20 protein-coding genes are annotated in these 26,996 nt (G+C 73.3%); 12 read left to right on the top strand and 8 right to left on the bottom strand.

Annotated elements, in window-relative coordinates; genetic code table 11:
• Positions 1–42: 42 nt before the first annotated feature.
• Together ASE15_RS16740 and ASE15_RS21580 are read right to left on the bottom strand one after the other, a co-directional pair.
• On the bottom strand, positions 43–1,068 hold the full coding sequence (locus tag ASE15_RS16740) for an ABC transporter substrate-binding protein (protein ID WP_056764538.1): 1,026 nt from the start codon (positions 1,066–1,068) through the stop codon (positions 43–45).
• 60 nt (positions 1,069–1,128) lie between these two features.
• On the bottom strand, positions 1,129–2,172 hold the full coding sequence (locus ASE15_RS21580) for an AraC family transcriptional regulator (protein ID WP_235534504.1): 1,044 nt from the start codon (positions 2,170–2,172) through the stop codon (positions 1,129–1,131).
• Between the two features lie 55 nt (positions 2,173–2,227).
• Here ASE15_RS21580 and ASE15_RS16730 point away from each other — a divergent pair, with 55 nt between their 5' ends.
• From ASE15_RS16730 to ASE15_RS16710, 5 genes are all read left to right on the top strand, one after another.
• On the top strand, positions 2,228–3,952 hold the full coding sequence (locus ASE15_RS16730) for an ABC transporter ATP-binding protein (RefSeq protein ID WP_082618528.1): 1,725 nt from the start codon (positions 2,228–2,230) through the stop codon (positions 3,950–3,952).
• The gene (locus tag ASE15_RS16725; RefSeq protein WP_235534503.1) at positions 3,949–5,880 is read left to right on the top strand and encodes an ABC transporter ATP-binding protein; all 1,932 of its coding nucleotides are present in this window, start codon (positions 3,949–3,951) and stop codon (positions 5,878–5,880) included. The genes ASE15_RS16730 and ASE15_RS16725 overlap by 4 nt, the downstream gene beginning before the upstream one ends.
• 85 nt (positions 5,881–5,965) lie before the next feature.
• A complete protein-coding gene (locus tag ASE15_RS16720; protein ID WP_056764762.1) occupies positions 5,966–7,183 on the top strand; it encodes a diacylglycerol kinase family protein in 1,218 nt (405 codons plus the stop codon).
• A gap of 58 nt (positions 7,184–7,241) precedes the next feature.
• A complete protein-coding gene (locus ASE15_RS16715) occupies positions 7,242–8,441 on the top strand; it encodes an AI-2E family transporter (protein WP_082609039.1) in 1,200 nt (399 codons plus the stop codon).
• A 96-nt stretch (positions 8,442–8,537) separates the two neighbouring features.
• The gene (locus ASE15_RS16710) at positions 8,538–13,364 is read left to right on the top strand and encodes a hypothetical protein (protein ID WP_056764535.1); all 4,827 of its coding nucleotides are present in this window, start codon (positions 8,538–8,540) and stop codon (positions 13,362–13,364) included.
• Positions 13,365–13,412: 48 nt separating this feature from the next.
• Here the strand turns inward: ASE15_RS16710 and ASE15_RS16705 are convergent, their stop codons facing one another.
• The 3 genes from ASE15_RS16705 to ASE15_RS16695 form a co-directional block, all read right to left on the bottom strand.
• On the bottom strand, positions 13,413–14,291 hold the full coding sequence (locus ASE15_RS16705; protein WP_369800633.1) for a glycosyltransferase: 879 nt from the start codon (positions 14,289–14,291) through the stop codon (positions 13,413–13,415).
• A 265-nt stretch (positions 14,292–14,556) separates the two neighbouring features.
• Positions 14,557–15,381 carry a DUF5926 family protein gene (locus ASE15_RS16700; RefSeq protein ID WP_056764533.1) on the bottom strand — a complete coding sequence of 275 codons (825 nt, stop codon included), beginning with the start codon at positions 15,379–15,381 and terminating at the stop codon, positions 14,557–14,559.
• Positions 15,382–15,423: 42 nt separating this feature from the next.
• A complete protein-coding gene (locus ASE15_RS16695; protein ID WP_056652836.1) occupies positions 15,424–15,747 on the bottom strand; it encodes a rhodanese-like domain-containing protein in 324 nt (107 codons plus the stop codon).
• 115 nt (positions 15,748–15,862) lie between these two features.
• Between ASE15_RS16695 and pgm the strand changes: the two genes are divergently transcribed.
• Both pgm and ASE15_RS16685 read left to right on the top strand, forming a co-directional pair.
• Positions 15,863–17,545, top strand: a complete 1,683-nt coding sequence (gene pgm / locus ASE15_RS16690; protein ID WP_056764531.1) for a phosphoglucomutase (alpha-D-glucose-1,6-bisphosphate-dependent) — start codon at positions 15,863–15,865, stop codon at positions 17,543–17,545.
• A 210-nt stretch (positions 17,546–17,755) separates the two neighbouring features.
• A complete protein-coding gene (locus ASE15_RS16685; RefSeq protein ID WP_056764529.1) occupies positions 17,756–18,466 on the top strand; it encodes a hypothetical protein in 711 nt (236 codons plus the stop codon).
• Positions 18,467–18,546: 80 nt separating this feature from the next.
• On the opposite strand, the gene ASE15_RS16680 is transcribed toward ASE15_RS16685, so the two are convergent.
• Positions 18,547–18,846, bottom strand: a complete 300-nt coding sequence (locus ASE15_RS16680) for a GNAT family N-acetyltransferase (protein ID WP_068623464.1) — start codon at positions 18,844–18,846, stop codon at positions 18,547–18,549.
• Between the two features lie 146 nt (positions 18,847–18,992).
• Here ASE15_RS16680 and ASE15_RS16675 point away from each other — a divergent pair, with 146 nt between their 5' ends.
• The gene (locus tag ASE15_RS16675; RefSeq protein ID WP_056764527.1) at positions 18,993–20,288 is read left to right on the top strand and encodes an MFS transporter; all 1,296 of its coding nucleotides are present in this window, start codon (positions 18,993–18,995) and stop codon (positions 20,286–20,288) included.
• Positions 20,289–20,570: 282 nt separating this feature from the next.
• Positions 20,571–22,358: a pyruvate dehydrogenase gene (locus ASE15_RS16670; RefSeq protein WP_056764525.1), complete on the top strand. Its 1,788-nt coding sequence runs from the start codon at positions 20,571–20,573 to the stop codon at positions 22,356–22,358.
• A gap of 145 nt (positions 22,359–22,503) precedes the next feature.
• Here ASE15_RS16670 and ASE15_RS16665 read toward each other — a convergent pair whose 3' ends face one another.
• Together ASE15_RS16665 and ASE15_RS16660 are read right to left on the bottom strand one after the other, a co-directional pair.
• On the bottom strand, positions 22,504–22,806 hold the full coding sequence (locus ASE15_RS16665; protein WP_056652850.1) for a transcriptional regulator: 303 nt from the start codon (positions 22,804–22,806) through the stop codon (positions 22,504–22,506).
• The gene (locus ASE15_RS16660; protein WP_056764523.1) at positions 22,803–23,297 is read right to left on the bottom strand and encodes a hypothetical protein; all 495 of its coding nucleotides are present in this window, start codon (positions 23,295–23,297) and stop codon (positions 22,803–22,805) included. The genes ASE15_RS16665 and ASE15_RS16660 overlap by 4 nt, the downstream gene beginning before the upstream one ends.
• Positions 23,298–23,455: 158 nt before the next feature.
• Here ASE15_RS16660 and ASE15_RS16655 point away from each other — a divergent pair, with 158 nt between their 5' ends.
• The 3 genes from ASE15_RS16655 (at position 23,456) to ASE15_RS16645 (ending at position 26,894) form a co-directional block, all read left to right on the top strand.
• On the top strand, positions 23,456–24,544 hold the full coding sequence (locus ASE15_RS16655; protein WP_056764520.1) for a phosphotransferase family protein: 1,089 nt from the start codon (positions 23,456–23,458) through the stop codon (positions 24,542–24,544).
• Positions 24,545–24,780: 236 nt separating this feature from the next.
• Positions 24,781–25,251 carry an NfeD family protein gene (locus tag ASE15_RS16650; RefSeq protein WP_056652860.1) on the top strand — a complete coding sequence of 157 codons (471 nt, stop codon included), beginning with the start codon at positions 24,781–24,783 and terminating at the stop codon, positions 25,249–25,251.
• Between the two features lie 155 nt (positions 25,252–25,406).
• Positions 25,407–26,894, top strand: coding sequence for a flotillin family protein (locus ASE15_RS16645; RefSeq protein WP_056764517.1), 1,488 nt, complete (start codon positions 25,407–25,409; stop codon positions 26,892–26,894).
• Positions 26,895–26,996 lie beyond the last annotated feature (102 nt).

Raw genomic sequence — 26,996 nt, 5'->3', positions numbered from 1 at the left:
GGCGTGGAGGGCCGTGGGCGCCGGGCGCCCTCGGCGCCGAGGTCAGAGCAGGCGCGCGGCCTCGCGCAGGTCCTCGGCGAAGACCTGGGCCGTCAGGGCGAGCCCGAAGTTGCGGTCGTAGCGGAGCTCGGCCACGCGGCCCGCCTGGACGGCGGGCACGGCGAGCCACGCGGGGTTGGACGCCGCCGGGTCGTCGGGGTTCTGGAGGACGACCAGGTCGGCGTCGTGGAAGAGGTCGAGGTTCTCGAACGAGAACCGCTGGACAGAGCCGTTGCTCTGCCCGGCGGCCGGGAGCACGAGGTCCATGCCGACGTCGCGGGCGATGCCCGAGCAGAAGCTGTCGGGCTCCTGGATCCAGAAGCCCTCCTCGTCGGCACCCGCGATGACGACCTTGCGGCCGGTCACGAGCGGGGCGATCTCGGCCGAGACGTCGGCGACCGTGGCGTCGTAGGCGTCGATCGCCTCGATCGCCTGCTGCTCGCGCCCGAACGCGGCGAGCTGGCGGCGCAGCGACGCCTTCCAGTCGGGGTCGTCGTCACCGACGACGAGGACGGGCGCGATGCCCTCGGCCAGCAGCTCGTTCTCCTGGTAGTAGTTCCACCACCCCGCGCCGACCACGAGCATGTCGGGCGAGTGGGACAGGATCGACTCGGCGTTGGGCTCGATGTTGGACCCACCCAGGCGCTCGACCCCCGCGGGCAGGTGCGCCATGAGGTGGCTCTCGTCGGACCACTCGGTGGCCACGATCGGCAGCCCGGCGAGGAGCGCGAACTCGAGGCCCGCCCGGGCCTCCAGGACCACGACCCGCTCGGGGTGCAGGGGCAGGTCCGTGCGGTAGCCGTCGTGCTCGAACGGCATGGTCTCGCCGCCCGCGGCAGGTGTGCCCGCCGCCTGGCCCGACCCGTCGCCGCACGCCGCGAGGAGCCCCGCGACCGTGAGCGCCCCGGCGCCGATGAGGAAGTCACGGCGCGTGATCGCGGCGACGACCCGTTGCCACTGGTCGTCACCGACCGGGGTGGACGTCGCGTCCACAGGGGTGTCGGGGCGGGCGGTCAGGACGAGGGTCACGAGGTCTCCCGGGCAGACGACGGCGACGCGACGGTCCCCGTCAGAGGCAGTTAGGTATCCCTACCCTAACCACGTCGGGAGCGCGGCAGATGGCCGATCGTCGCTGCCAGAGGCCAGGGGATGTTCCGCATCGGCCTTGACCGACGCGACGTACCAGCCCGGGGTGTGGCCGAGGACCCTGCGGAAGGACTGCACGAACGCGCTCGGCGTCCGGTAGCCCACCCGGCGGCTCACGGTCCCGACGGGCATGCCGCCCGCGAGCAGCCCGATCGCGACCCGGACCCGCGCGTGGATGCGCCACTGCGCGAACGTCATGCCCGTCTCGCGATGGAACAGGCGCGAGAAGTTGCGCACGCTCACCGACACCTCGCGCGCCCACGCCTCGAGGGAACGCGTGTCAGCCGGGTCGTCGAGCAGACGTCGGGCGACCGACTCGAGGCGCGCGTCCGAGGGCATGGGCAGCACCATGGGCGTGACGTCCACGGGAGACAGGAGGTCGACCACGACACGCTCGCTGCGCCGTCGGGCCGCGGGGTCCATGTCGTTCCTGAACAGGTGGACCATGAGCTCGCGCGCCGCCGGAGGGACCGCGACCGCGGTCGTGCGGTGCGCGCGGTCGAGGACCGCGACGAACGTGCCCTCCGCGGGGGCAGCGGGGACGGGCGCCCCTGGCCGCGCTGGCCGCGCCGGCCGCGCGGGCCGCTCGGCGTGCCGCTCGGCCGCCCTCTCGGTCGACGGCACCGACAGGTCCGCGTCGACGTAGGTGCAGTAGAACCCCGTGCCGCCCGCGGTCTGGACCGCGTGCGCGACGCCCGCCGGGATCCACAGCCCGATCGTCGGCGGGACCGCGAAGAAGCCGTGCTCGGTCTCGACCGTGAGCACGCCCTGCGTGCCCCACAGGAGCTCGTGGAACGCGTGCACGTGCACGGGCCACAGACCCGGCGTGCTGGGCGGGAAGTGGGACGTCGAGACCGACCGGACCTCGCGGGCCGCGGCCACGATCGCGGCGTCCTCGGCCTGCTGGGCAGCCGCGGGGCAGGCATCGTCGGGCATGGCGATCGGGACGAACGGGACGGAGGGAGGCGCCTGGCCGATGAGCGACATGATCCGGCAGGCTATCCCACATCGGCACAGGAAGGTAAGCATTACCTTAGCAAGCATGCCTCCCCGTCTCCGCCGTCCTGCACGCCCGGACCGGCGACCACGCCCCGCCCGCGGGAACGGCGTCGCCGTGCCGACGACCGTCGGCGGGATCTTCCGCCTCGTGCTCGCCGGCAACCGGCGCTGGCTCCTGCTGACCGTGGGCGCGGGCGGCTTCATGCTCCACCAGGTCACCGAGGCGCTCGTGCCCGTGCTGATCGGCGTGGTCGTGGACCGCGCGATCGTGCCGCGCGACGGCGCCGCGCTCGGCCTGTGGCTCGCCGTGCTCGCCGCCGTCTTCGTCGTCCTGACCATGGCGTGGCGGATCGGCATGCGCTCGACCGTGCGCGCCTTCTCGTTCGCGGCGCACGACCTGCGCCAGCTCACGGTCGCGCGCGTGCTGGACCCGCTCGGCATGGCCCGGCGGCGCGCCGCGGGCGAGACCCTGACCATCGCGTCCTCCGACACCAACCGCGTCGCGGGGATCTCGTGGCTCGTCACGGGTCAGCTCGGCGCGCTCGCCGCGATCGGCACGACCGCCGTGAGCCTCCTGCTCGTCTCGGTGCCGCTCGGGATCGCGGTCCTCGTTGCGACCCCCGTGATGCTGCTCGTGATGCACCGGCTCTCGGTGCCGCTCGAGGCCCGCAGCGAGACCGAGCAGGAGGCCGCGGCGCGCGCCGGCGGCCTCGCGACCGACCTCGTCACTGGCCTGCGCGTCCTCAAGGGCCTGGGCGCCGAGGAGGCCGCGGCCGACCGCTACCGGCGCGCGAGCCGCGACTCGCTCGGTGCCGCGCTGCGCGCCGTGCGTTCCCGGGCCGCGTACCAGGCCGTGAGCACCGTGCTCTCGGTCGTCTTCCTCGCGGCGGTCGCGCTCTTCGCCGGCCGCATGGCGCTCGCCGGGCAGATCACCGTGGGCGAGCTCGTGGCCGTCGTCGGCCTCGCGCAGTTCGTCCAGGAACCCATGTCCCGGACGGGCTTCCTGGGCGTCGAGCTCGCGCAGAAGCGCGCCTCCGCGCGCCGTCTGCTGCTCCTGCTCGGCGAGCCGACCGTCCACAGCCCTGTGGACGGGGCCGTCGCACGCGCCGCGGCGCGCACCGAGGGGGCCGCGACCGTGACGATCGCGGGCGCCTTCGGCGGCTCCGTCGTGCCTCGCGTCACGGCCCGGGCGGGCCAGGTCGTGGGCATCGTGGTGCCCGACGGCGGCGACGCCGGCCGGCTCGTCGACGTCCTCGGGTGCCGCGCACCCGCCCCACCCGGAGCCGTCGTCGTGAACGGGACCGACCTCGCCACGCTCGACCCGTCGACCGGGCGTGCGCTCGTGTTCGCGGCCCGGCACGAGGCCTCGCTGTTCAGCACGACCGTGCGCGAGAACCTCGCGCCCGACGGACGCCTCGACGAGCGCGCGCTCGACGCCTCGGGGACCGGAGAGGTGCTCGGGCACCTCGCCGAGGGCCTCGACACCCCGCTGGTCGGCCGCGGCCAGCACCTGTCCGGCGGGCAGCGCCAACGGCTCGTCCTGGGCCGAGCGCTGCACCGGCCCGAGCCCGTGCTCGTGCTGCACGACCCCACGACCGCGGTCGACAGCGTGACCGAGGCCCGGATCGCCGCCGCGCTGCGAGGCTTCCCCGAGCGCGCCCTCGTGCTGGTGACCTCGAGCCCGACGCTCCTGGCCGTGTGCAACGAGGTCGTCACGGCGGTCGCCGCCGTCCCGGCCGGGTCCGACCGTGAGCTGGTGGCCTCGTGAGCGGCGACGTCGTGACCGCCGACCCGGCGGGGCCGGCCACGCCGGCTGCTCCCGCACTCCCGGGCGCCCCAGGCGCTCCGGATGCCCCCGCCGTCCCCGCGCGGGCCATCCTGCCCGTCGCCACGACGGCTGCGACCAACGCCGCGCTGTGGCGCATGCTCACGAGACGCCGCTGGCTCTTCGCCGCGACCGTCGCGGTGCTGCTGGCGGGCTCGGTCGCGGGACTCGCGACCCCGGCGCTGCTCGGGGTCATGGTCAACGTCGTCGTCGAGGGCGGCCAGACCTCCGAGCTCGTGCGCTTCGGCCTGCTGCTCCTCGGGGCCGGCGTGCTGAGCGCGATCCTCGGCTACCTGGGACAGACCCTGCTCGCCCGGATCTGCGAGGGCGCGCTCGCGGACCTGCGCGAGGACGTCCTCGCGAGCGCGCTCGACCTGCCGCTCGAACAGGTCGAGCAGGCGGGCGTCGGCGACGTCGTCGCGCGCGTCTCGGGGGACGTCGACGCCGTGAGCGAGGCGATCTCGGGCGTCCTGCCCGCCGTCACGTCGGCCGTGTTCACGATCGCCCTGACGCTCGTGGGGCTCGGGGCCCTCGACTGGCGCTTCGCGCTCGCCGCGGTCGCGGCGGCTCCCCTGCAGGTCGTGTCGCTGCGCTGGTTCCTGCGCCGCTCGGGTCCCGTCTACCGCGAGGTGCGGGTCGCCGAGGCCCAGCGCACCGAGCAGGTCATCGAGACCGTCGCGGGGGCCACGACCGTCACGACGCTCGGGCACGGCGAGCGGCACGAGGCCCTCGTGGCGCAGTCCTCGATCCGGGCCATCGACCTGTCGCTGACGGGGATCGCGCTGCTGACCCGGTTCTACAACCGGCTCAACATCGCCGAGCTCATCGGGCTCGGGGCCGTCCTCGCGGTCGGGTTCTGGCTCGTCTCGGGCGACGCCGTGACGGTGGGCGCCGCGACGGCCGCGGCACTGTACTTCCACCGGCTGTTCGGGCCGATCGGGATGGTCCTGGGCGAGTTCGACGAGATCCAGAAGGCCGGGGCCGGTCTCGCGCGGCTCGTGGGCGTGACGACGGCGACCGCACGGCCCGCCGAAGGGGACGGGGTTTCCGCCGAAGGTGACCGGGCTCCCGCCGAGGGCGACCGTCCCGCGAGCGACGCCGAGGTCCGGGAGCCGCGCTCCGCCGTCGTGCTCCGGGACGTGAGCTTCGCCTACTCCCCCGGGCGCGAGGTCCTCACGGGCGTGGACCTCGAGGTCGCCGAGGGCGAGCACGTCGCGCTCGTCGGGGCGTCCGGGGCCGGCAAGACGTCGGTCGCGAAGCTCGCGATGGGCATCCACCGCCCGACGCGCGGCGCCGTGCAGGTCCTGGGCGCGGCACCGGGGCGACGCCGTCGGGCCTCCGCCGACGGGCCGCCCGCGCCTCGGCCCGACGCGGCCATGGTGAGCCAGGAGGTCCACGTCTTCAGCGGGACCCTCGCCGAGGACCTGCGGCTCGCCGCGCCCCGCGCGAGCGACGCCGAGCTCCACGCGGCCCTCGACGCGGTCGAGGCGGGCTGGGTCGCCGACCTGCCCGAGGGCCTCGCGACCGCCGTGGGTGCGGGCGGCCTCGACCTGTCGCCGGACCGTGCCCAGCAGCTCGCGCTCGCACGGATCCTGCTCCTGGACCCCGCGGTCGTGGTGCTCGACGAGGCCACGGCCGAGGTCGGGACCGACGGCGCCGCGACGCTCGACCGGGCGGCCCGGGCCGCGTTGTCGGGGCGGACCGCGGTCGTGATCGCGCACCGGCTGAGCCAGGCCGCGGCGGCCGACCGGGTCGTGGTCATGGACGCCGGACGGGTCGTGGAGTCGGGGACGCACGACGAGCTGCGGGCGACCGGCGGCCCGTACGCGCGGCTGTGGGCAGCGTGGGAGCGGGGATCGGTCGGCCGCTGAGCACGACCGGGACCCGCCGTCGGGTTGGTCACCTTCGGCGGGCACGACCGTCTCCCTCGGCACCCCGAGCGCTACCGTGTCCGACATGGGTTGGGAAATGTGGTTGGGAGTCGCGGCGGTCGCCATCTCCGCCGTCGCGCTCACGGTCGCGATGACCGTCTGGTCCCAGCAACGACGCCGACGACGCCTCGACCCGCCCGTGGTCGCCGCCGAGCCGCCCGACGACGCGGGCCAGCTCATCGCGTTCGTCGCCAACCCGTCCAAGCCCGCTGCCGCGAACCTCGAGCGCACGGTCCGCCTGGTGTGCGCCGAGGCCGACCTCCCCGAGCCCCTGTGGTTCGAGACGACGATCGAGGACCCGGGCGTCGGGCAGACCCGCGAGGCCCTCGCGCGCGGCGCCGACATCGTGGTCGCGGTCGGCGGCGACGGGACCGTCCGGGCCGTCGCCGAGGCCATGGTCGGTACGGGCACGCCCATGGGTCTCATCCCCATCGGCACGGGCAACCTGCTCGCCCGCAACCTCGACCTGCCCATCACGGATCCCGAGGAGGCGCTGCGCATCGTCGTCGCGGGCGCGGACCGCGTCATCGACGTCGGCTGGGCGCGCGTCCTGGAGTACGCGGAGCCCGACGACGGCGCGCGCAGCCCCGCGCGGACCGGCGCCACGGGCGCGGACGCCTCAGGCGACGGGGACGGCGGCCCGGCCGCCGGCTCCGACCCCTCGGCCGCCTCGGACGAGCAGCCCGAGGGCACGCTCGCGGGCCGGGACACCGAGACCGCGCACATCTTCCTCGTCATCGCGGGGCTCGGTTTCGACGCCGCGATGGTCGCCGACGCCGACGCGACCCTCAAGGCCAAGGTGGGCTGGGTCGCGTACTTCGTCGCGGGGATCCGGCACCTGCACGGCCGCCGCCTGCGCGCCCAGATCCAGCTCGACGACGCACCGCCCGTCCAGGCCAAGCTGCGGACCCTCATGGTCGGCAACTGCGGCAAGCTGCCCGGCGGCATCACGCTGCTGCCCGACGCGGTGCTCGACGACGGCATCCTCGACATCGCCGCGATCGACACCCGGGGCGGGGTCGTGGGCTGGGCCCAGCTCTTCGGCGACGTCGTCATGCAGGGCTTCGGCGTGACCAACGACCTGCCCGCGAAGATCGGCCGGATCGACCACGCGCGGGCCAAGCGCGTCCGCGTCCGGGTCGAGGGCGGCGAGCAGGCGCAGGTCGACGGCGACCTCCTGGGGCGGGCCGTCGAGCTCGAGGCCTGGGTCGAGCCGGGCGGGCTGGTCGTGCGCACGGCCTGACCTGCGGGCATCATTCGACCTGACGCACCGACCTTCACCACCGAGGAGCACCCCTTAGATGACCGCACCGCAGGACGTCGCTCCGCACCGTGGCCTGGCGCCGTCGACCCGGACCCTGATCAGCCTGGCCGCCGGGGTGGTCGTGCTCGCCGGGGTGTACTTCGCGCGCGGTCTGTTCGGCCCGCTCGCTCTCGCGGCGGTCGTCGTGATCATCGTGCAGCCCGTCCGCGGGCCGCTCGAGCGGCGCGGCTGGCCGCGGTGGGCCGCGACGACCGGGATGATCGTGGTCGCCTACCTGATCCTCGGCGCGCTCGCGGCGCTGCTCGCGTTCGCCGGTGTGCAGTTCGCGAACCTCGTGGGCCAGTACCTCGACGACCTCGCCAAGACCGTCAACCAGATCACGTCGTGGCTCGAGTCGTTCGGCGTCGAGGGGCAGGTCGCGGACGCGGTGTCGTCGTGGCTCGACCCGAGCACGATCGCGGGCCTCGCAGCCACGGTCGGCGGGACGGCCATGACCGTGCTCACGGCCTTCTTCTTCGTGCTCGCGTACGTGATCTTCATGGCTGCCGACTCCGGTCGCTACCAGGACGCCCACGCCCGCTTCGGGGCGACGCGCCCCGCGACGCTCGCCCGGATCACGTCCTACAACTCGGGCGTCCGCCGCTACTTCGTCGTCAACGCCACGTTCGGTGCGGTCGTGGCCGTGGTCGACGGCCTGGCCCTGTGGTGGATGGGGGTCCCGGCGCCCGCCGTCTGGGCGATCCTCGCGTTCGTCACCAACTTCATCCCGAACATCGGGTTCGTGCTCGGCGTGGTCCCCCCGACCGTCATGGCGCTCGTCGTGGGCGGCTGGCCGCTCGCGCTCGGGGTGGTCGCGGTCTACTGCGTGGTCAACGTGGTCCTGCAGGTGCTCGTGCAGCCCAAGTTCGTGGCCGACGCGGTCAACCTGAGCCTCACGCTGAGCTTCTTCTCGGTCGTGTTCTGGACGCTCGTGATCGGCCCGCTGGGCGCGATCCTCGCGATCCCGCTCACGCTGCTCACGAGGGCGCTCGTCATCGAGGGCGACCCGGACGCGGGGTGGCTGCGCTACCTGTCGGGCGACACGTCGGGGGCGCCGCTGGCGGAGCCGGCACCGGCGAAGGCCGACGCTCCGGACGAGGCACTGGTGACCCCCACGAGGACGGTGTCGCTCGAGGCGAGCACCGGTGCGGCCTCGGACGGGCCCGACGGCGACGAGCCGGACCGCCCGACCACCTGAGCAACTTCCGCCCGCCCTGCGCCGACCTCGTGGAGGATCTGTGGCCGCGCAGCCTCGCCGACGGGCCGCCGACGTGACCCCCCGTAGGCTGGACCGGTGACGAATCCGGCCCCCGCACAGACCCCTCGTCGCACCAGTCGTCGGGGGTTCGCCGCGCTGCTCCTCGCGATCGGCGCGCTCGTCGCCCCGGCACTGCCCGCCGCGGCCGCTACCGCGACCTCGTCGCCGGCCTCCACCGAGGCCCCTACCGATTCCTCGCCCGAGGGCCCGACCGTCCTGGTCGGCGTCGCCGGGCTGCGCTGGACGGACGTCAACCCGACGACGGTCCCGCACCTGTGGAGCATGATCGGGTCGAGCTCGGTCGGGTCGATCAACGTCCGCACGGGCGCCGGCCCGGTCACGTGCCCGCTCGACGCGTGGCTCACGCTGTCCGCGGGCCAGCGAGAGTCGAGCGCTCCCCCGGCCGTCGAGCCGGTCCCCTCGGAGGACCCGGCTGACCCCGCGGAGATCTCGCCCACGATCGACTGCGAGCCCCTGCCCACGCTCGACGCGGGGACGGGCGTGGGCTCGTCGTCGGTGCCGGGGTGGGCCACGCTCACGACCGGGCCCGAGGACCTGGTCGAGGAGCCGACCGACACCACGGTCGACCCCGAGACGGGCGCGGTGGTGCCCCGCGGGCCGGGCGCGCTCGGCACCGAGCTCGCGGCGGCGGGCGTGTGCAGCACCGCGGTCGGGCCGGGGGGAGCGATCACGCTCGCGGACTCGACGGGCGCGGTCTCCCGCTACGTCCCGACGCTCGACGCCCTCTCGCAGGACGAGCTCGCGGCGTGCGACACGGTCGTGATCGACCAGGGCGAGCTGCCCGAGTCCTCGCCCGAGCGGACCGAGGCGCTGCGCGAGCTCGACCAGGTCCTGGAGCGCCTGACCTCGGACCTGCCGCGCGACTCGCGCGTCCTCGTGGCGGGGATCGCCGACACCCCGGGCGCCAAGCCCGGTCTGCAGGTCGTCGTGGACTGGACGGCCTCAGGCTCGGAGCACGGCTGGCTCCAGTCCGAGTCGACGCGCTTCAAGGGACTCGTCCAGCTCACGGACCTCACCGCGACGCTCGCGGCCGACGCCGGGATCAGCACCGCCGCGTTCGAGGGCGGCGCCCCGCTCGAGTCGGGTGACGACCGTCGCATGAGCATCTCGCGGACGGTCGAGAACCGTCGCTACCTCGGTGTCCTGTCGGACACCGCCCCGAACCTCATGCCGGCGTTCGTGGGGCTGCTCATCGGTTCGCTCGTGATCGCGGTCGGGGCCACGCTGTGGTCGCGTCGGGCGGCCGAGCGGCGCGCGGCCGGATCTCCCTCCGGCCCGACGACGCCGCTCCCCCCGAGCCCCCGAGGCCGCCGGGTCCTGTCGGCCGTCCTGCTCCTGGTCGCCTCCGCGCCGGCCGCGTCGTCGCTCAGCACGCTCGCCCGGTGGTGGGTCTCCCCCGCGCCGACGTTCGCGCTCATCCTCTCGGTGAGCGTGGCGACCGTCGTGGTCGCCCTCGTCGCGTGGTTCGTGAGCCGGGTCCTGCCGCGCAGCCCGTGGCGCCTCGCGGCGGCGGTCTCGGGAGTCACGTGGCTCGTCCTGACGGTCGACGGACTGACGGGGACGACGCTCCAGCAGGGGTCGCTCCTGGGCCCGGCCCCCGTGCTCGGGGCGCGCTTCTACGGCTTCAACAACATGACGTTCGCGGTCTACGGCGCCGCCGCGCTCCTGCTCGCCGGGAGCATCGCGTCCCAGCTCGCGGCGCACGGGAGGCGACGGGCGGGCGTCGCGGTGGTCGTCGGTGTCGGGATCGTGACGACGGTCGTCGACGGCTGGCCCGCGTTCGGCGCTGACTTCGGCGGGATCCTCGCCCTGATCCCCGCATTCGCGATCCTCGCCCTGCTGGTCGCCCAGGTGCGCATCACCGTGCGGCGGATCCTCGCGGTCGCGGCCGCGACGATCGGCGTGGTGGTGGTCGTGTCGGTCGTCGACTGGGCGATCCCGGGGACCAGCTCCCACCTGGGCGGGTTCGTCCAGCGGTTCCTCGACGGGGACGCGCTGAGCATGATCGCGACCAAGGCCTCAGGCGCCTGGGCGACGGTCGCGAGCGTGCCCGGAGTCCTCGCGACCGTGGCCGTCGTGGCCACGGCCTTCGCGGCCCTTCGCCCCGACGTCTGCCGCCTGCCCGAGGTCGCTGCCGCGTACCGCGCCTGGCCCCAGCTCCGGTCCCTCGTGGTCTCGCTCGTGGTTGCCGCCGGGATCGGGTCGGTCCTCAACGACTCGGGCGTCATCATCGCGGTCATGTTCGTCGTCGTGGCGATCGCGACCGTCGTGGCCTCGTTCCTCTCGGAGTCGTCGATCGCAGCCGTCGCCACGGCGGTCCCCACCGCGGTCCCCGTCGCAGCATCCGCGGCGGCCTCCCCGAGGACGCGCGCGCCGCGCATCGCGGGGCTCTCGACCGACTCGGGCACGGTCCGCCGCATGCCCACCACGATCCTCGCGGTGGGCGGCGGCCTGCTCCTCTCGCTCCTGCTCGCCGCGGCCGTCGTGCCGACGAGCGGCGCCGCCGTCGCGGGCGACGAGGTCCGTCGCGGCACGGGTGCACCCGTCGCGCCCGAGGGCGAGAGCCTCGTCGTGATCGGCACGTCCGGACTGCGCTGGCCCGACGTCTCGTCCGGGACGGCCCCCGAGCTCCGCACGCTCCTCACCGAGGGGGCGGGCGCCGCGGGCGACTCGCTCCCCACGGGGGCCGCGAGCCGGTGCCCTGCGTCGGGGTGGCTCGCGCTCTCGTCAGGGCAGTACGTGCGCCACGACCCGCTCCTGCTCGACGACGGCACGACGTCGTGCGCCCCTGTCACCACGGTCGCGGCCGACGGGACGACGACCTCGACGGACGAGCCCGTCGACACGGTCGCGTCGTCGCGCGTGGCGACCCCCGCGACCTCGGTCCAGGTCGAGGGATGGCAGGACATGGTGGACGCGCAGTCCCGGACCGTCGAGCTCGGCACCCTGGGCCAGGCGATCTCGGACGCGGGCGTCTGCGCGACGGCCGTCGGGCCGCGCGCGGCGCTCGCCCTCGCGGACCGCGACGGGACGGTCGCGCGCTACCAGGACCTGCCCGCCGCCCTGGCCCCGGTCAACGACACGTTCGGCTGCGCGCTGACCGTGATCGACGCGGGAGACGCGACCCCGGCAGCGCTGGAGACGATCCCGGGCGAGACGCCGGCCGAGCGCTCGGCCCGGTATCGCGCCGAGCGGCCCGGGCTCATCGCCGGCGTCGACGCGACGGTCGGCCGGGTCCTGGACGCCGTGCCGGACTCGGCGACGGTCCTCGTGGTCGACGTCGTCAACAACCCGGGCGCCCGCCCTGCGCTGGGCGTCACCATGGTCCGGTCCTCGGCCTCGATCGAGTCCGACCAGCCCCGGTTCCTCACGAGCTCGGCGACCCGCTCCGACGGGATCGTCCGTCTGCTCGACGTGCCCCCGACGATCCTGGGCGCCCTGGGCGTCGAGGTCCCGGCAGGGATCGACACGTCGATCATGACCTACGGCTCGCCCCGACCCGTCGACGCTGCGTCGGCGGCCGACGCCCTGGCAGACCTGACATCACGTGACCAGGTCCGGCGGCAGATCTACCCGTACTTCGTCGACTACGCGGGGTACGCGGGCCTGGTCCTCGCGGCCGGCTGCCTGCTGCTGGCGCCCGTCGCCCGCCGCAAGGACTCGCGGGGCTGGCGGATCGGGCGGCGGGTCGCCGAGGGAGCGGCGCTGGTCCTCGCGTCCTTGCCCGCCGCGGCGTTCGTGTCGTCGATGACGTCGTGGTGGCGGTTCGAGAACCCGATGCTCGCGGCCGTCGCCGTGTCGATCGGCTCGACCGTCGTGGTCGCCGGGCTCGGGGCGCTCGCTCCTCGACGCCCCGTCTGGGCGGGCCCCGCCCTGGTCGCGGGCATCACGTTCGCGGTGCTGACGCTCGACGCACTGCTGGGCACCCCGTTCAACCGAGCGAGCCCGCTCGGCTCGGCGCCGACGTTCGGGGCGCGCTTCTACGGGTTCGGCAACCCGACGTTCTCGGTGTACGCGGTCGCGGGGGTCCTCGCCGCGGCCGGGGTCGCACAGTGGCTCGTGCTCCGTGGGCGACGGCGCACGGCGACGCTCGTGGTCGGGGTCGTCGGCGTGGTCGCGATGGCAGTCGACGTCTGGCCCACGCTCGGGGCCGACCTCGGCGGCGGGCTGGTCCTCGTCCCGACCTTCGCGATCCTGCTGCTCGCGACCTCGGGCGCGCGCCTGACGTTCCGGCGGTTCTTCACGATCGGCCTGGCCGGCGTGGGGGTCGTCGCGGCGATCGGCGTGCTCGACTGGCTTCGACCGCCTGCCGCGCGCTCGCACCTGGGGCGCTTCGTGGGTCAGGTGGTCGACGGCGACGCGTGGGAGATGCTCTGGCGCAAGGCCGGGTACGCGGCCCGCTCGGTGCTGGGCGGGGTCCCGGTGTGGATCACGCTCGTGGTGCTGGTCTGGTTCGCGCTCGTGCTGTTCGCGCCGCGCCGCTTCACGCCGGCCTGGTTCGCACGGTCCGAGGCCGGGTGGCCCCTCTTCCGGCCCGCGATCCTCGCGATCTGGGTCATGTGCGTGAGCGGCTCGCTCGTCAACGACTTCGGGGTCCGGATCGCGATGATCGCCCTGGTCGCGGCCGTGCCGCTCGTGGTGCTCACCGCGCTGCGCGCGACGCCGGGAAGCCCGGGCGAGGTCCCCGACGCGGCCGGCGGGACGGTCTCCGGGACGGGAGCGGCGCCGTCGGGCACCGTGTCCTCCGGGACGGGCGCGCGGCCGTCCGGCGTGCTGCCCTCCCTGCCCGACGGCGGGGGCTCGCCCGACGACGCGGCGGAACCTGCGGCGTCGGGCAGGTAGACGACGAGGCGCCCGGGCGGAGTCCGCCCGGGCGCCTCGTGCGGCGTGCTACTTCCCGGAGTGCTTGTGCCCGCCGAGCGCGTCGAGCGCGCTGCGGACGCGACGCGCCCCGACCGCGAGCTGCACGTCGCGGTACTGGTTGGCGCGGTGGATCTGCCCCTTGAGGTCGGACCCGGACGGGCGGTGGCGCAGGTCGCACGGGACCTCGACCGCGACGTAGCCCTTGCGGAGCAGGTCGATCGTCAGACCCGTCTCGACTCCCCAGCCACGGGCCAGCGGCGTCGCGGCCTCGAAGGCCTCGCGCGTCAGGCAGCGCATGCCGGACAACGGCTGCGTGGGCGTCCAGCCCGTCATGGACTGGATGGCACGACGCGCGGCACCCACGACGATCCCGCGACCGCCCGCGCCGGGCTGCGGCGGGAGCAGGGCGATGGACATGTCCGCCAGGCCGTCGAGCACCGGGGGCACGAGCGGGGCCGTGTTGACCGCGGTCTCGCCCAGGTCGCCGTCGATGAAGAGCAGGAGGCGCGGGGGGCGGTCCGCGACGTCACGCATCGCGACGACGGCTGCGCCCGTCTCCATGGCTGCCGCCTTGCCGCGGTTGTGGGAGTGGCGCACGACCACGGCCCCCGCCTCGCGGGCGACGTGCTGCGTGGTGTCCTCGCTGCCGTCGTCCACGACGAGCACCAGGTCGACGTGGGGGATGGCCTTGGCCGCCCGGACCGTGGCCGCGATGCGACGCGCCTCGTCCTTGGCGGGGATGATCACCGCCACGCGCTGCTTCTGCCGTGAACCGCCGTGCAGCGGGGCCGGGCGCGGGGTCTTCGCCACCGGGAGCGCGTGCGTCCCGTTGGCGGGGACGCCCGACACGTCCCCGGTGGTTCCGGTGTTCAGTCCTGACTCGGTCGACCGATGGTCCGCGTTCACGCAATCCAGCCTAGTAGTGCAAAGAGTTTCCCGCAGTTTGCCACACTCCAGGTGGCAAAGTCACGGGGATGTCCCAGAGAACGGTGTTCTCGGGTTCTTGCCGAGGTATCTCTCGGTCAGCCTGGCGTCTGTGGTTCCGGGTCGCCGGACGTGACCTGCCCGAGGCCGACGGGCGGGGGCGACGATGCCGCCGCCCGTCGGTCTCGGGGTGGTGCCGTGGTGCTGCTGCTGCGGTGCCGGCGCGCTGCCCGTGGTGAGGGGCTCGTCAGCGGAGCGTGACCTGGCGGGACACGATGCCCGCTCGCGCACGACGCTCGTTGGCGTCGAGCGGCTCGGTGACCGCGAGCGCCGCGTCGATCTTCGCCTTGAGCTCCTTGGCGGGCTCCTCGAGGTCTGCGGCCTCGGTGCCGCGCGGCAGCTCCCAGACGGGGACCAGCAGGCCCGACGACCGGAACGCGCCGACGAACTTGCCGCCGCCCAGCCCCGACTCGCGCTTGGCGTGCAGGCGCGAGATCGCGTCGATCAGCGCCTCCTCGCCCACGGGCCAGGCCCAGCGCAGGAACTCGCGGCTCATGGAGCACCAGTAGGCCGACTCGACCGACTCGAGCTTGACCGTGGGCACGATCGACTCCGACGCCTGGTCGAGCGACGCCTTGAGGTCCGGCGTGACGTCCGTGGTGGGGTCGAGCCAGAACGAGAAGTCGTCGTGGACCGTGACCTCGAACGGCACCGACAGGTCCAGGACGTCCTGCAGGCGCGGACCCGGGCCCGGCAGCTCGCCGAGCTCGATCGACGTGCCCGGCTCGGCCTCGATGGCCTCGAGCAGGACCGACGCGAGGTCGCGGCTCGTGTCGCCCGAGCCCGCGAGGGTCTGGAGCGCCAGGAGGATGGTGCCGTCCTGACGGTGCAGAGCGGCCCAGCCGGCCGGGAGGATCGTCACGACGAGCACGTCGCGAGCACCGTACTCCTCCGTTGTGCGAGCAGGTGCCGAGGCCGAGGGGACGACCTCCCGCAGGGCGACCCAGTCGGTCTCGCCGGGGAGACCCTCGAAGGGGCGCAGCACGAAGTCGGGCGTCGAGTTCTTGGCCATGGGGAAAGTGTAGTGGGAGCGGGCTGCGGGGCCGGCGGGCTCCTACCGCTCGACCGGGAACCCTCGCTGCGACCACGCGACCATGCCGCCGTCGAGGTTCGTCGCGTCGAAGTCGCCCTGGTTGAGCCACGCCGCGGCGCGCGCCGAGCGTCCGCCCGAGTGGCAGATCACGAGGATCGGGACCTCGGGGTCCAGCTCGCCCCAACGGACGGGCAGCTCGCCCAGGGGGATGTGGACGGCGTCGGGCGCGTGTCCCGCGTCCCACTCGTCCTGCTCGCGCACGTCGAGGAGCACCACGCCCTCGGGCACGGGGCGCTCGGCGTCGAGCTCGGACACGTCGGTCGTGGGTACCTGGGGCGGGAACATGGTGACCAGCCTACGTTTCTGACGAGACGTCGTCGGATCGTGGTCGTGCGCCGCGCCGGTCTCCCGTCCCGGGACAGACCTCCCGCGACGCCCTGACCAGTGGCAGGATCGTCGCATGGACCCCCGCGCCGGAACCCTCGCCCAGCCCCAGGACCTCATCGACGTGGACGCCGTGGTCGGCGCCTACTACGACCTCTCCCCCGACGTCGACGACCCGGCGCAGAAGGTGGTGTTCGGGACGTCGGGCCACCGCGGGTCGAGCCTGGACCACGCGTTCAACGAGGCGCACATCATCGCGATCACCGCGGCGATCGTCGAGTACCGGCGCGCCCAGGGCACCGACGGCCCTCTCTTCATCGGCCGTGACACGCACGCGCTGTCGCTGCCTGCGTGGCAGACCGCGATCGAGGTCCTCACGGCCGCGGGCGTCCAGACGTACATCGACGCGCGCGACTCCTACACCCCGACCCCTGCCGTGTCCCAGTCGATCCTGCTGCACAACGGCGCAGCCACCGAGGCAGGGGTCCGCACCACGGGCCCCGAGCTCGCGGACGGGATCGTCGTGACGCCGTCGCACAACCCCCCGCGCGACGGCGGCTTCAAGTACAACCCGCCGCACGGCGGGCCCGCGGACTCCGAGGCCACGGGCTGGATCGCGGACCGCGCGAACGAGATCCTGCGCTCGGGCGTCGGGCAGGTCAAGAGGGTCCCGCTCGAGCGCGCACTGACGGCCGAGACCACGCACCGCCACGACTTCCTCACGGCGTACGTCGACGACCTGGCCTCGGTCCTGGACCTCGAGGCCATCCGCGGCGCGGGCGTCGCGATCGGCGCCGACCCCCTGGGCGGGGCGTCGGTCGAGTACTGGGGCGAGATCGGCGAGCGCTACGGGCTGGACCTGACGGTCGTGAACCCGCAGGTCGACCCGCGCTGGGCCTTCATGACGCTCGACTGGGACGGCAAGATCCGTATGGACTGCTCGTCGCCGTACGCCATGGCCTCGCTCGTGCAGAAGATGACGGACCCGGACGCGACCTCGACGTTCGACATCGCGACGGGCAACGACGCGGACTCGGACCGCCACGGGATCGTGACCCCGGACGCGGGCCTCATGAACCCCAACCACTACCTGGCGGTCGCGATCGACTACCTGTACGGCGGGGCCCGTCCGGGCTGGCGTCCGGACGCCGCGATCGGCAAGACGCTCGTGTCCTCGTCGCTCATCGACCGGGTGGGGGCGGGGATCGGTCGCCGCGTCGAGGAGGTGCCGGTCGGCTTCAAGTGGTTCGTGCCGGGCCTGCTCGACGGCTCGGTCGGGTTCGGCGGCGAGGAGTCCGCGGGCGCCTCGTTCCTGCGCACGAACGGCGGGGTGTGGACCACGGACAAGGACGGCCTGCTGCTCGCGCTGCTCGCCTCGGAGATCCTCGCGACCACGGGCCAGACGCCGTCCCAGCACCACGCCCGGCTCGTCGAGCAGTACGGCGAGTCCTGGTACGCCCGGGTCGACGCCCCGGCCTCGCTCGAGGAGAAGTCGGCGCTCGCGAGGCTCAGCCCGGAGCAGGTCACGTCGACGACGCTCGCGGGCGAGGAGATCACCGCGAAGCTGACCACGGCGCCGGGCAACGGCGCGGCGATCGGCGGCCTCAAGGTCACCACGGAGAACGCGTGGTTCGCGGCGCGCCCCTCGGGCACGGAGAACGTGTACAAGATCTACGCCGAGTCGTTCGTCTCGGCCGAGCACCTCGCGCAGGTGCAGGACGAGGCCAAGCAGGTCGTCTCGGACGCCCTGGGCGGCTGACGCCCGGGGTGAGGTGCCCGACGGCGGCGCGCGCCGTCGTCGGGCACCTCACCGCTTCTCCGTCTCGCCTCACGGCACCGCGCAGCCCCTGGCCCCGGAGATCTCCGTCGGGTATCTCACATGGGCACTTCTCACCATCAGAAACACGGTCTGCCGCGGACCTCTACTCCTAGTATCGAAGCGTCCCCTCGTCGATCCTCTGGAGTTCCCATGCGCACGTCACGAGCTGCTCTCGCCCTGCCCCTGGCCCTCGTCGCCGTCCTCGGCCTGTCCGCCTGCTCGGGCGACGCCGCCCCCGAGGAGACCACCTCGGCCTCGACGAGCGTCGAGACGCCGGACACCGAGGAGACCCCCGCGGAGGAGGCCGAGGCCGAGGCAGAGCCCGCCGCCACGGGCGACAAGCCCGCGTGGGCCGCGTCCAACGAGGTCGTCGGCACCAAGCTCGGCACGGCCGAGGGCGACGGCTTCACCGTGGACATCTACCAGGTGAGCACCGCGGTCGCGACGAAGACCGGCCAGTTCGCGGACGAGTCGGGCAAGCCGATCCTCAACCCGGGCGACCCGATCGTGTTCGTCAACTACGTCCTGACCAACACGGGCGACGCCGACCTGCCGCTGACCTACTCGATCGTGGGCGTCGACGCGCGCTACGCCGACTGGCCCTACATGCAGGGCATGGACAGCATCGTCGACAAGGCGCTCTTCGAGGCGGCCGGGGTCGTCGACTCCCCGATCGCCCCGGGCTCGGGCGAGGCGCCGTTCGTCCTCGCGCCGGGGCAGTCCGTCGCCTACGGCGAGAACTTCAAGCACCAGCCCGGCTCGCCCATCGAGTTCGAGGTCACGCTGACCCCGGCGGACGCCGCGGGTGACCTGAACCACGACCTGCGCCAGGAGGTCGCGCTCTCCGCGACCATCGCCTGATCCGGGCGGACCCCGAGCGGGGCGGGCTCTCGTCACCGACGAGGACCCGCCCCGCTCGGTCGTTCACGGGACGGCAGGCGTCAGCGCGCGACCAGGTCCTGGTACTCCTCGTGGAGCTGCACGAACGCCCGGATGAACGGGCACAACGGCACCACCTTGTCCCCCGACGCGCGCACCTGGTCGAGCGCGCCGCGGGCGAGCGAGGACCCGATCCCGTTGCCCGCGTAGACGTCGTCGACCTCGGTGTGCGTGAACACGACCTGGCCGGGTTGTCGGACGTACGCCGCGAACCCCGCCACGTCGCCCTCGGGCGTGCGCGCCTCGAACCGCTCCTGCGCCGGGTTGTCGACGATCGTGATCGCCTGCGTCTGCTCGCTCACCCGTTCATCATGCGGGCCGCCTGCGGTTCGCGCGCGTCCGGTCGAGCGGTGACACTACGAAGGGGCCCTCGTCGAGGCCGGCACTGCGCTGAGGATCACGCCCCGCAGACGCTCGGCGACGCGGCAACCGATGGGAGACTGAGACGGTGGTCCAAGACTCCCCCCGTGCAGCGGCAGACGACTCCCGCAACCCCTACCGCGTCGTCCTCAGCAAGCCGGGGGCGCTGAACTTCTCGGCCGCGGCCGTCGTGGCCCGGCTCCCGATGTCCATGGTCGGGATCGGGATCGTCCTGATGATCCAGGGCATCTACGGCTCGTACGCCCTGGCCGGGCGCGTCTCCGCGGCCTACGTGATCGCGCAGGCCATCGCCTCGCCGCAGATCGCCCGCTACGTCGACCGCGTGGGCCAGGCCAAGGTCATGCGCCCCATGCTCGTCGTGAGCACGCTGGGCCTGCTCGGCCTCGTCCTCTCGGCGGTCAACCAGGCGCCCGAGGTGTGGCTCTACGCGACCGCGATCATCGCGGGCGCGAGCATCGGCTCGTACGGCTCGATGGTCCGCGCCCGCTGGACCCATGCCGTGAACGACCCGCGCCAGCTCCACACGGCCTACTCGCTCGAGTCGGCGCTCGACGAGCTCGTCTTCGTCGTCGGGCCCGTCCTCGCAACCCTGCTCGCGACCGAGGTCACCGACTCGGCCGGGATCATCGTCCCCATGGTCGCGGCCGTGGTGGGCGGCGTCTGGTTCCTCTCGCAGCGCCGCACCGAACCCCCGGTCATGCCCGCGGTCCCCGGGGTCAAGCACCGCTCCGCGATGCGTTCGCCCGGCATGATCGTGCTCGCGGTCGTGTTCGTCGCGATGGGCCTCATCTTCGGCGCGACCGACGTCTCGACCATCGCGTTCGCCGAGGAGCAGGGCTCCAAGTCGGCGTCGGGTCTCATCCTGGGCGTCTTCGCGATGGGCTCGCTCATCTCGGGTCTCGCGTACGGCGCGCGCCACTGGGTCTCGCCGCTGTGGAAGCGGTTCACGATCGGCATGGTCGCGCTCGCGCTGGGCGTGTCCCTGTTCTTCGTCGTCACGTCGCTGCCGATGCTCGCGGTCGTCATGTTCGTCACGGGCTTCACGATCGCCCCGACGCTCATCAACGGCAACGCTCTGGTCCAGAACCTCGTGACCCCGCACCAGCTCACCGAGGGGCTCGCCTGGGTCGGGACCTCCCTGGGCGTGGGCGTCTCGTTCGGCGCGTCGATCGCGGGGTCGCGGATCGACGCAGCGGGCGCGCACGCGGGCTTCCAGGTCGTGATGATCGCGGCGGGCGTCGCGGTCCTCGCGGTCCTCGCCTCGACGCGGGTCCTGCGCCGCGGCGCGCCGCGCGACGACGCTGCAGAGACCGCGGACGTCCCGGACGACGAGGCCCCGGAGCAGGGCCCCGCGACGGCCTGAGCGCCGTCGCCCGACGGCGGAGCGCACCCCAGGCGGTGCGCGTACCGGCCGCAGGCAGGCACCCCGGGGCGGGTACCCCGCCCGACGCCACGACCGCGCTGGGCGAGCGGACCGCTCGAGGTGAGCTGCGCCGTCGGGCCACCGCCCTGCACGACCGCGCGACCGTCCGCACCGCGCTGTGACGCACGGACGTGACGAGCGGAACGGCCCCAGCGGCTGCATCCGGGCGCCATCGAGCGCACGATGGAAAGGTCCCCTTTCCCCTCGTGCGGAGGTTCTCCCATGGCACTCGGTCTCGGTCGTCCCCAGGACAAGCGGAACAGGACGGTCGCCGACCTGCTCGTCGCCCAGCTCATCGAGGCCGGGGTCGAACGCATCTACGGGATCGTGGGCGACAGCCTCAACCCCGTGGTCGACGCGGTCCGGCGCAGCCAGAAGGGGAAGGGCAAGGGCATCGAGTGGGTGCACGTGCGCCACGAGGAGTCCGCGGCGTTCGCCGCCGCGGCCGAGGCCGAGGTCACCGGGAAGCTCGCGGTGTGCGCGGGCTCGTGCGGCCCGGGCAACCTGCACCTCATCAACGGGCTCTACGACGCCAACCGCTCCAAGGTGCCCGTCCTCGCGATCGCGAGCCACATCCCCAGCGCGCAGATCGGCACGAGCTTCTTCCAGGAGACGCACCCCGACCGCCTGTTCACCGAGTGCTCGGTGTACTCCGAGATGATCTCGTCCTCCCAGCAGGCGCCGCGCGTCATCAACTCCGCGATCCACCACGCGTACGGCGCCCCGGGAGTCGCGGTCCTGACGATCCCCGGCGACGTCGCGGACCTCGACGCCGCAGCCGAGATCATCGACGTCGCGGTCCACCCGGCCAGGCCGCGGATCGTCCCGGACCCCGACGCGCTGCAGACGCTGGCCGACGCGATCAACAAGGCCAAGAAGGTCACGATCTTCGCGGGTGCCGGGACGCGCGGCGCGCACGACGACGTGATCGCGCTCGCCGACAAGATCGCGGCGCCGATCGGCCACTCGCTGCGCGGCAAGGAGTGGATCCAGTACGACAACCCGTTCGACGTCGGGATGAGCGGGCTGCTCGGCTACGGCGCCGCGCACGACGCCATGCAGGAGGCCGACCTCCTGGTCCTGCTCGGCACCGACTTCCCGTACGACCAGTTCCTGCCCGAGTCCGTGCGCACCGCCCAGGTCGACACCGACCCCACGCACCTGGGCCGGCGGACGCGGCTCGACGTCGCCGTGGTCGGCGACGTGGGCGAGACCGTGCGGCTCCTCATGCCGCTCGTCAGCACGGCCAAGAACCGCTCGTTCCTCGACGGCATGGTCGCCAAGCACGAGAAGTCGATGACGGGCGTGGTCGGTGCCTACACCAAGGACGTCGAGAAGCACTCGCCCATCCACCCCGAGTACGTCGCGGACCTCCTGGACCAGGAGGCCGCCGACGACGCGGTCTTCACCGTGGACACGGGCATGTGCAACGTCTGGGCCGCCCGGTACATCAGCCCCAACGGCAAGCGCCGCGTGATCGGGTCGTTCCTGCACGGGTCCATGGCCAACGCGGTGCCGCACGCGATCGGCGTCGCGGCCGCCCAGCCGGACCGGCAGGTCGTCGCGATGGCCGGCGACGGCGGGCTCTCGATGCTCCTGGGCGAGCTCATCACGATCAAGGCCTACGAGCTGCCCGTCAAGATCGTGCTGTTCGACAACGCGAGCCTCGGGATGGTGCGCCTCGAGATGCTCGTCGACGGGCTGCCCATGTTCGGCACCGAGTCGCCGCACATCGACTACGCCGCAGTGGCGAACGCGATCGGGATCCCGTCGGTGCGCGTCGAGCGCGCCAAGGACGTGCGCGGCGCGCTGCGCGGGGCCCTCTCGCGCCCGGGGCCGGCCCTGGTCGACGTCGTGACCGACCCGCGCGCGCTGTCCCTGCCACCCACCATCACGGCCGGGCAGGTGCGCGGCTTCGCGGTCGCGATGAGCAAGGAGGTCCTGGGCGGCGGCATGGGAGAGGTCGTGTCGATGGCCCGGGCGAACCTGCGCAACGTGCCGCGGCTGTAGGGCTGCACGTCGACGGCGTCGCTGCCCACGGGCCCGGCATTGGATTGGTTGTCAGAACTGAGCCGGTCGATACCCCGGTGCGCTTCTGACAACCGAGCGCAGGCGAGCAGTGCCAGGTGGGCCCGACGCGCAGGCGGGGCCGGGCTCAGCCGGCGGCGATCTGCGCGAGCGCGGCGAGGTGGGCCTCGACCGCGCGTCGGCCGTCCGGGGTGAGCGTGACCCAGGTGAGGCGGCGCGCGTCGCTCCGGTCCGGTGAGCTCTCCTTGCGCACCGTGACGAACCCGGCGTCGCTGAGCACCCGGAGGTTCTTGGACAGGTTCGCGTCGCTCAGGCCGAGCGTGTCGCGCAGCACCGCGAACTCGAGCTCCGCTCCCCGCCGGAGCACCCCGCAGATGCGCAGGCGGACGGGCGAGTGGACGACCTCGTTGAACGCGGGGGTGGTGCTCATCGCTCCGTCCCGGCCAGCTCGCGCCGGAAGGCCCTGTCGTACAGCGGGCCGAGCACGACCGCCGCGACGAACCCGACGGACGCCGGCACCAGCACCCACGTGTACTCGATCTCGGTGAACCTGACGAGCAGCATGGCGCCGAAGCAGAGCAGGATCGTCGCCAGCATGACCTGGTAGATGCGTTTCGACCGAGGTCCCGCCGGCTGGCTGAACCACAGACCGTAGCGGCGGCGGTAGACGAGGACGAGGACCGGCAGCGCGAACAGGGCGACCGGCAGCGTGATGAGCGAGACCGGGGACGGCAGCGCCTGGGTGCAGATGATCACCGCCACGATCGTGCCGAGCGTCAGGTGGTACCACCAGGGCGTGACCGCGCGCTCCGCGAGCGTCGCCCCGTCGGCGTCGAGCCCCTCGAGTGCTGCACGCGCCTGCGCCCGGGAGAGCCCGGGCGTGCCGCTCGGGGACCCGTCCTCACGGAAGTCATTTTCCATGCTGGCAAGTCTATGGATGACTTGCCAGCATGGCAAGAGATCAGTTGTCAGAACTGAGCCGATCGATGCCCCGGTGCACTTCTGACAACCGATCGCGGGCCGAGCGCCGAGCGCCGACGAGCCTTCCGCCCCACCCGTCGAATCGATACGATCTCCGCGTGCTCACCAAGATGACGGTCACCGACGACCAGCTCGCCCGACTGCTCGCCCCGCTCGGCGAGGTGGCTGCGGCCGGCCCCCTCGACGGCGGGATGTTCGCCTCGACCTACCGCGTCGACCTCACCGACGGGCGGCGCTGCGTCGTGAAGGTCACGAGCGCTGACACGTCCCGGCTCCTGCGCTACGAGCACGGGATCCTCGGCACCGAGGAGGAGGTCTACCGCCGCGCGGCCGACCGTCCCGAACTCCTCATGCCGCGCGTGGTCCACAGCGACTTCAGCCGCGAGGTGGTCGACGGCGACGCGCTCGTCGTGTCGTTCCTCGACGGCGACGTGTGGAACACCCTTCCCCCGCTCGACGACGCCGCGACGGCCCAGGTCCGGCACGACCTCGGCGCCTTCATGGCCCGCCTGCACACCGTGACGGGAGAGTCGTTCGGGTATCCCGCGCAGGCGTCGGGCCTGAGCGCCCCGACGTGGCCCGAGGCGTTCGGCCGCATGGTCGAGGCCCTGCTCGCCGACGCCGAGACGTGGGGCGTCGTGCTGCCCGCCGACGCGCTGCGGGGCGCCCTCGCGGACCACCACGACGCACTCGCCGAGGTCACGGTCCCCGCGCTCGTCCACACCGACCTGTGGCCCGGCAACCTCTTCCTCTCCCCCGACGTGTCGTCGGCGCTGCGCCTGAGCGGCGTGATCGACACCGAGCGCAGCCTGTGGGGCGACCCGCTGTACGAGCTCGCGGGAGCCGACCAGCTCGGGCTGGGCCCGGTCCCGCCCGCGCTGCTCGCGGGCTACCGCGACGCAGGTGGCCGGCTACCGGTCGCCGAGCCGTGGTTCGCGTCGCCCGTGCCGGGTGAAATCCGGCCCGACGGCGGCGCACCGGACGGGCGCGACGTCGTCGGGCGGGCGAGGCCCGGGGCGAGCACGCTCGGGGCCGGCGACGTCCGCCTGCTCCTGTACCGCGCGTACCTCAGCGCGCTGCTCGTGACCGAGGTCGCGCCGCGCGACTACCAGGGCGAATGGGTGCAGGGCTACCGGGACACCGCGGCGGGGAACCTCGGCGTACTGCTCGACCAGCTCTCCCGCTGACGCCACGGCTCAGTTGTCAGAACTGAGCCGGTCCATACCCCGGTGCGGTTCTGACAACTCGTCCTCGGCACTCGGGCCGACCACCGAGGGCCGAAGACCCCATGGTGCGGAGTCCCCATCTCGTCGAAGGGCACCCTTGAGTCACGCTAGAGTTCGGGCAAGTTCACGATCGCGTCAAGTGTTCGGGCGACCAGTGCTCGACGGCGGGGCGTGACCGACCCCAGGGGGGTTTCACGGTGATCACGTTCGTCGTCGTCGGCATCGTCGGGCTGGCTCTCGTCCTGTTCTCGATGATCCTCGGTGAGTTCATCGAGCTCGGCGACGGAGCCGTGTCCGGGACCTCGCTGGGCGTCGGGGCCATCGTGTTCGGCGCGACCGGCGCGATCGTCGTGTCGAACGACCTGCCGATCGTCCTCGCGTACGTCGGCTCCGCGGTGCTCGCGGTCCTCGTGGTCCTCCTCGTGCACGTGCTCACCAAGAAGCTGCGCGAGTCCGACGACGCCGTGCCCGTGTCCCTCGTGGGCGTCCAGGGCACCGCGACCAGCGACATCTCCGCCGCGACCGGCGAGGTCTCGCTCGACGCCGCGCACGAGCTCGAACGGCGCCTCGCCTGGGCCGACGAGCCCATCCCGACCGGAGCCCGCGTCGTGGTCCTCGAGCAGTCCGGCACGCGCGTCCGCGTCCGGCGCCACTACCCCAACGACTGACCCGCCGGCCCAGCGGCTCACCCTTCCGCCCGACGACTGACCCTCCCGCCAGGGACCCCGTCATCCCGGGAACCCGGCAGCACCACCCGCACCACCGCACGACCCGCTCGCACGACCCGCCACCGAAAGGAGTCGCGCCGCAGGCGCGTACAGACATGCTCGAAGATTCCAACGTCGTCGGCATCATCGCCACGATCGCCCTGATCATCGCGTTCTTCGCGATCATCACGTTCATCGCCAAGCGCATCCGCCGCGTTCCCCCGAACGAGGCCCTGATCATCGTCGGGCGCGGCGCAGGCCGCAAGGAGGCCGCCGGCACCGGCCAGCGCGTCGTCACGGGCGGCCGCACGTTCGTGTGGCCCATCCTCCAGCAGGGCTTCTCCATCTCGCTCGAGCAGCGCCAGATCGGCATCACGGTCGAGGGCGTCGACAAGAACCGCATCAAGATCGCCATCAAGGCGTCGATCAACTTCAAGGTCCGTGGCGACGAGGAGGGCGTGCGTCGCGCAGCCCAGCGCTTCCTGTCCCAGCAGGGCACGCTGACCGAGATCATCAAGGAGTCCCTCGAGGGCTCGCTGCGCTCGATCGTGGGCGACATGACGATCGAGCAGATCATCTCCGACCGCAAGGGCCTCTCGGACCGCGTCGTCGAGTCCACCAAGACGGACCTCTCGGAGCAGGGCCTGCAGGTCGACCTCCTCAACATCTCGGACATCTCGACCCCGGGCTCCGACTACCTCGCCAACCTCGGTCGTGCCGAGGCCGCCCGCGCCCGCCAGGTCGCCGAGGTCTCCGAGGCCGAGGCCCAGCGCGCGTCCGAGTTCGCCGCGATCGACGCCGCCGAGCAGATCGCCGAGCGCCAGAAGGCGCTCGACCTCAAGCGCGCCATCATCAAGGCCGAGACCGACAAGGCCAACGCCGAGGCCGAGGCCGCGGGTCAGCTCGCGCGCGCCGAGCAGGAGCGGCTCGTCGCGGTCGAGGAGCGCGAGGCGCTGTCCGAGCAGGCCCGCGTGACGCAGGAGCGCCTCGACATCGAGATCCGCAAGCCCGCCGAGGCCGCTGCCTACGCCGAGGTCCAGCGAGCCAACGCCCAGCGTGACTCGTCGAACGCCGCCACCGAGGCCGACGCGTACAAGCGCACCACGATCGCCGAGGCCAACAAGACCGCCGCGATCCAGGACGCCGAGGCCTCCGCGGCCGCCGTCCGTCGCGCCGGCGAGGCCGAGCGTGACCGCCAGGTCGCCCTGGCCGTCGGTATCAAGGCCGAGGGTGAGGCACGCGCGTTCGCGGTCGAGGCCGAGGGCCGCGCCGAGGCCGTCGCGACCGACGCCAAGGCCGAGGCGCTCAAGAAGTACGGCGAGGCGGCACTGGTCCAGGAGCTCATCGAGCGCCTGCCGGAGATCGTCCGCGCCGCGGCCGAGCCCATCGGCAAGATCCAGGGCATGACCGTCATCTCGACCGACGGCGCGAGCGCGATCACCAAGAACGTCGCGTCGGTCCTGGGCGAGGGCCAGCAGGTCATCAAGCAGCTCACGGGCGTCGACATCAACCAGCTCATCGCCGGGCTGGCCGGTGGGCACCTGAGCGGCCAGGCCGTGTCGAACGGATCGTCGTCCACGTCGTCGGCGGCATCGTCCAACTGACGACCCCGACGCCGGGGTGGAGCCGAGCGCGTGAGGTGGACCCTGCCGGGGTCCACCTCACGCAGGAGGGTCCACCCCGGCGCCGTCCTCCGTCCCACCCCA

This window comes from Oerskovia sp. Root22 (genome assembly GCF_001429135.1).
Lineage (GTDB): Bacteria > Actinomycetota > Actinomycetes > Actinomycetales > Cellulomonadaceae > Oerskovia > Oerskovia enterophila.
The sequence above is the reverse complement of the archived record's forward strand: the minus strand, read 5'-3'. Positions and strand labels throughout refer to the sequence as shown.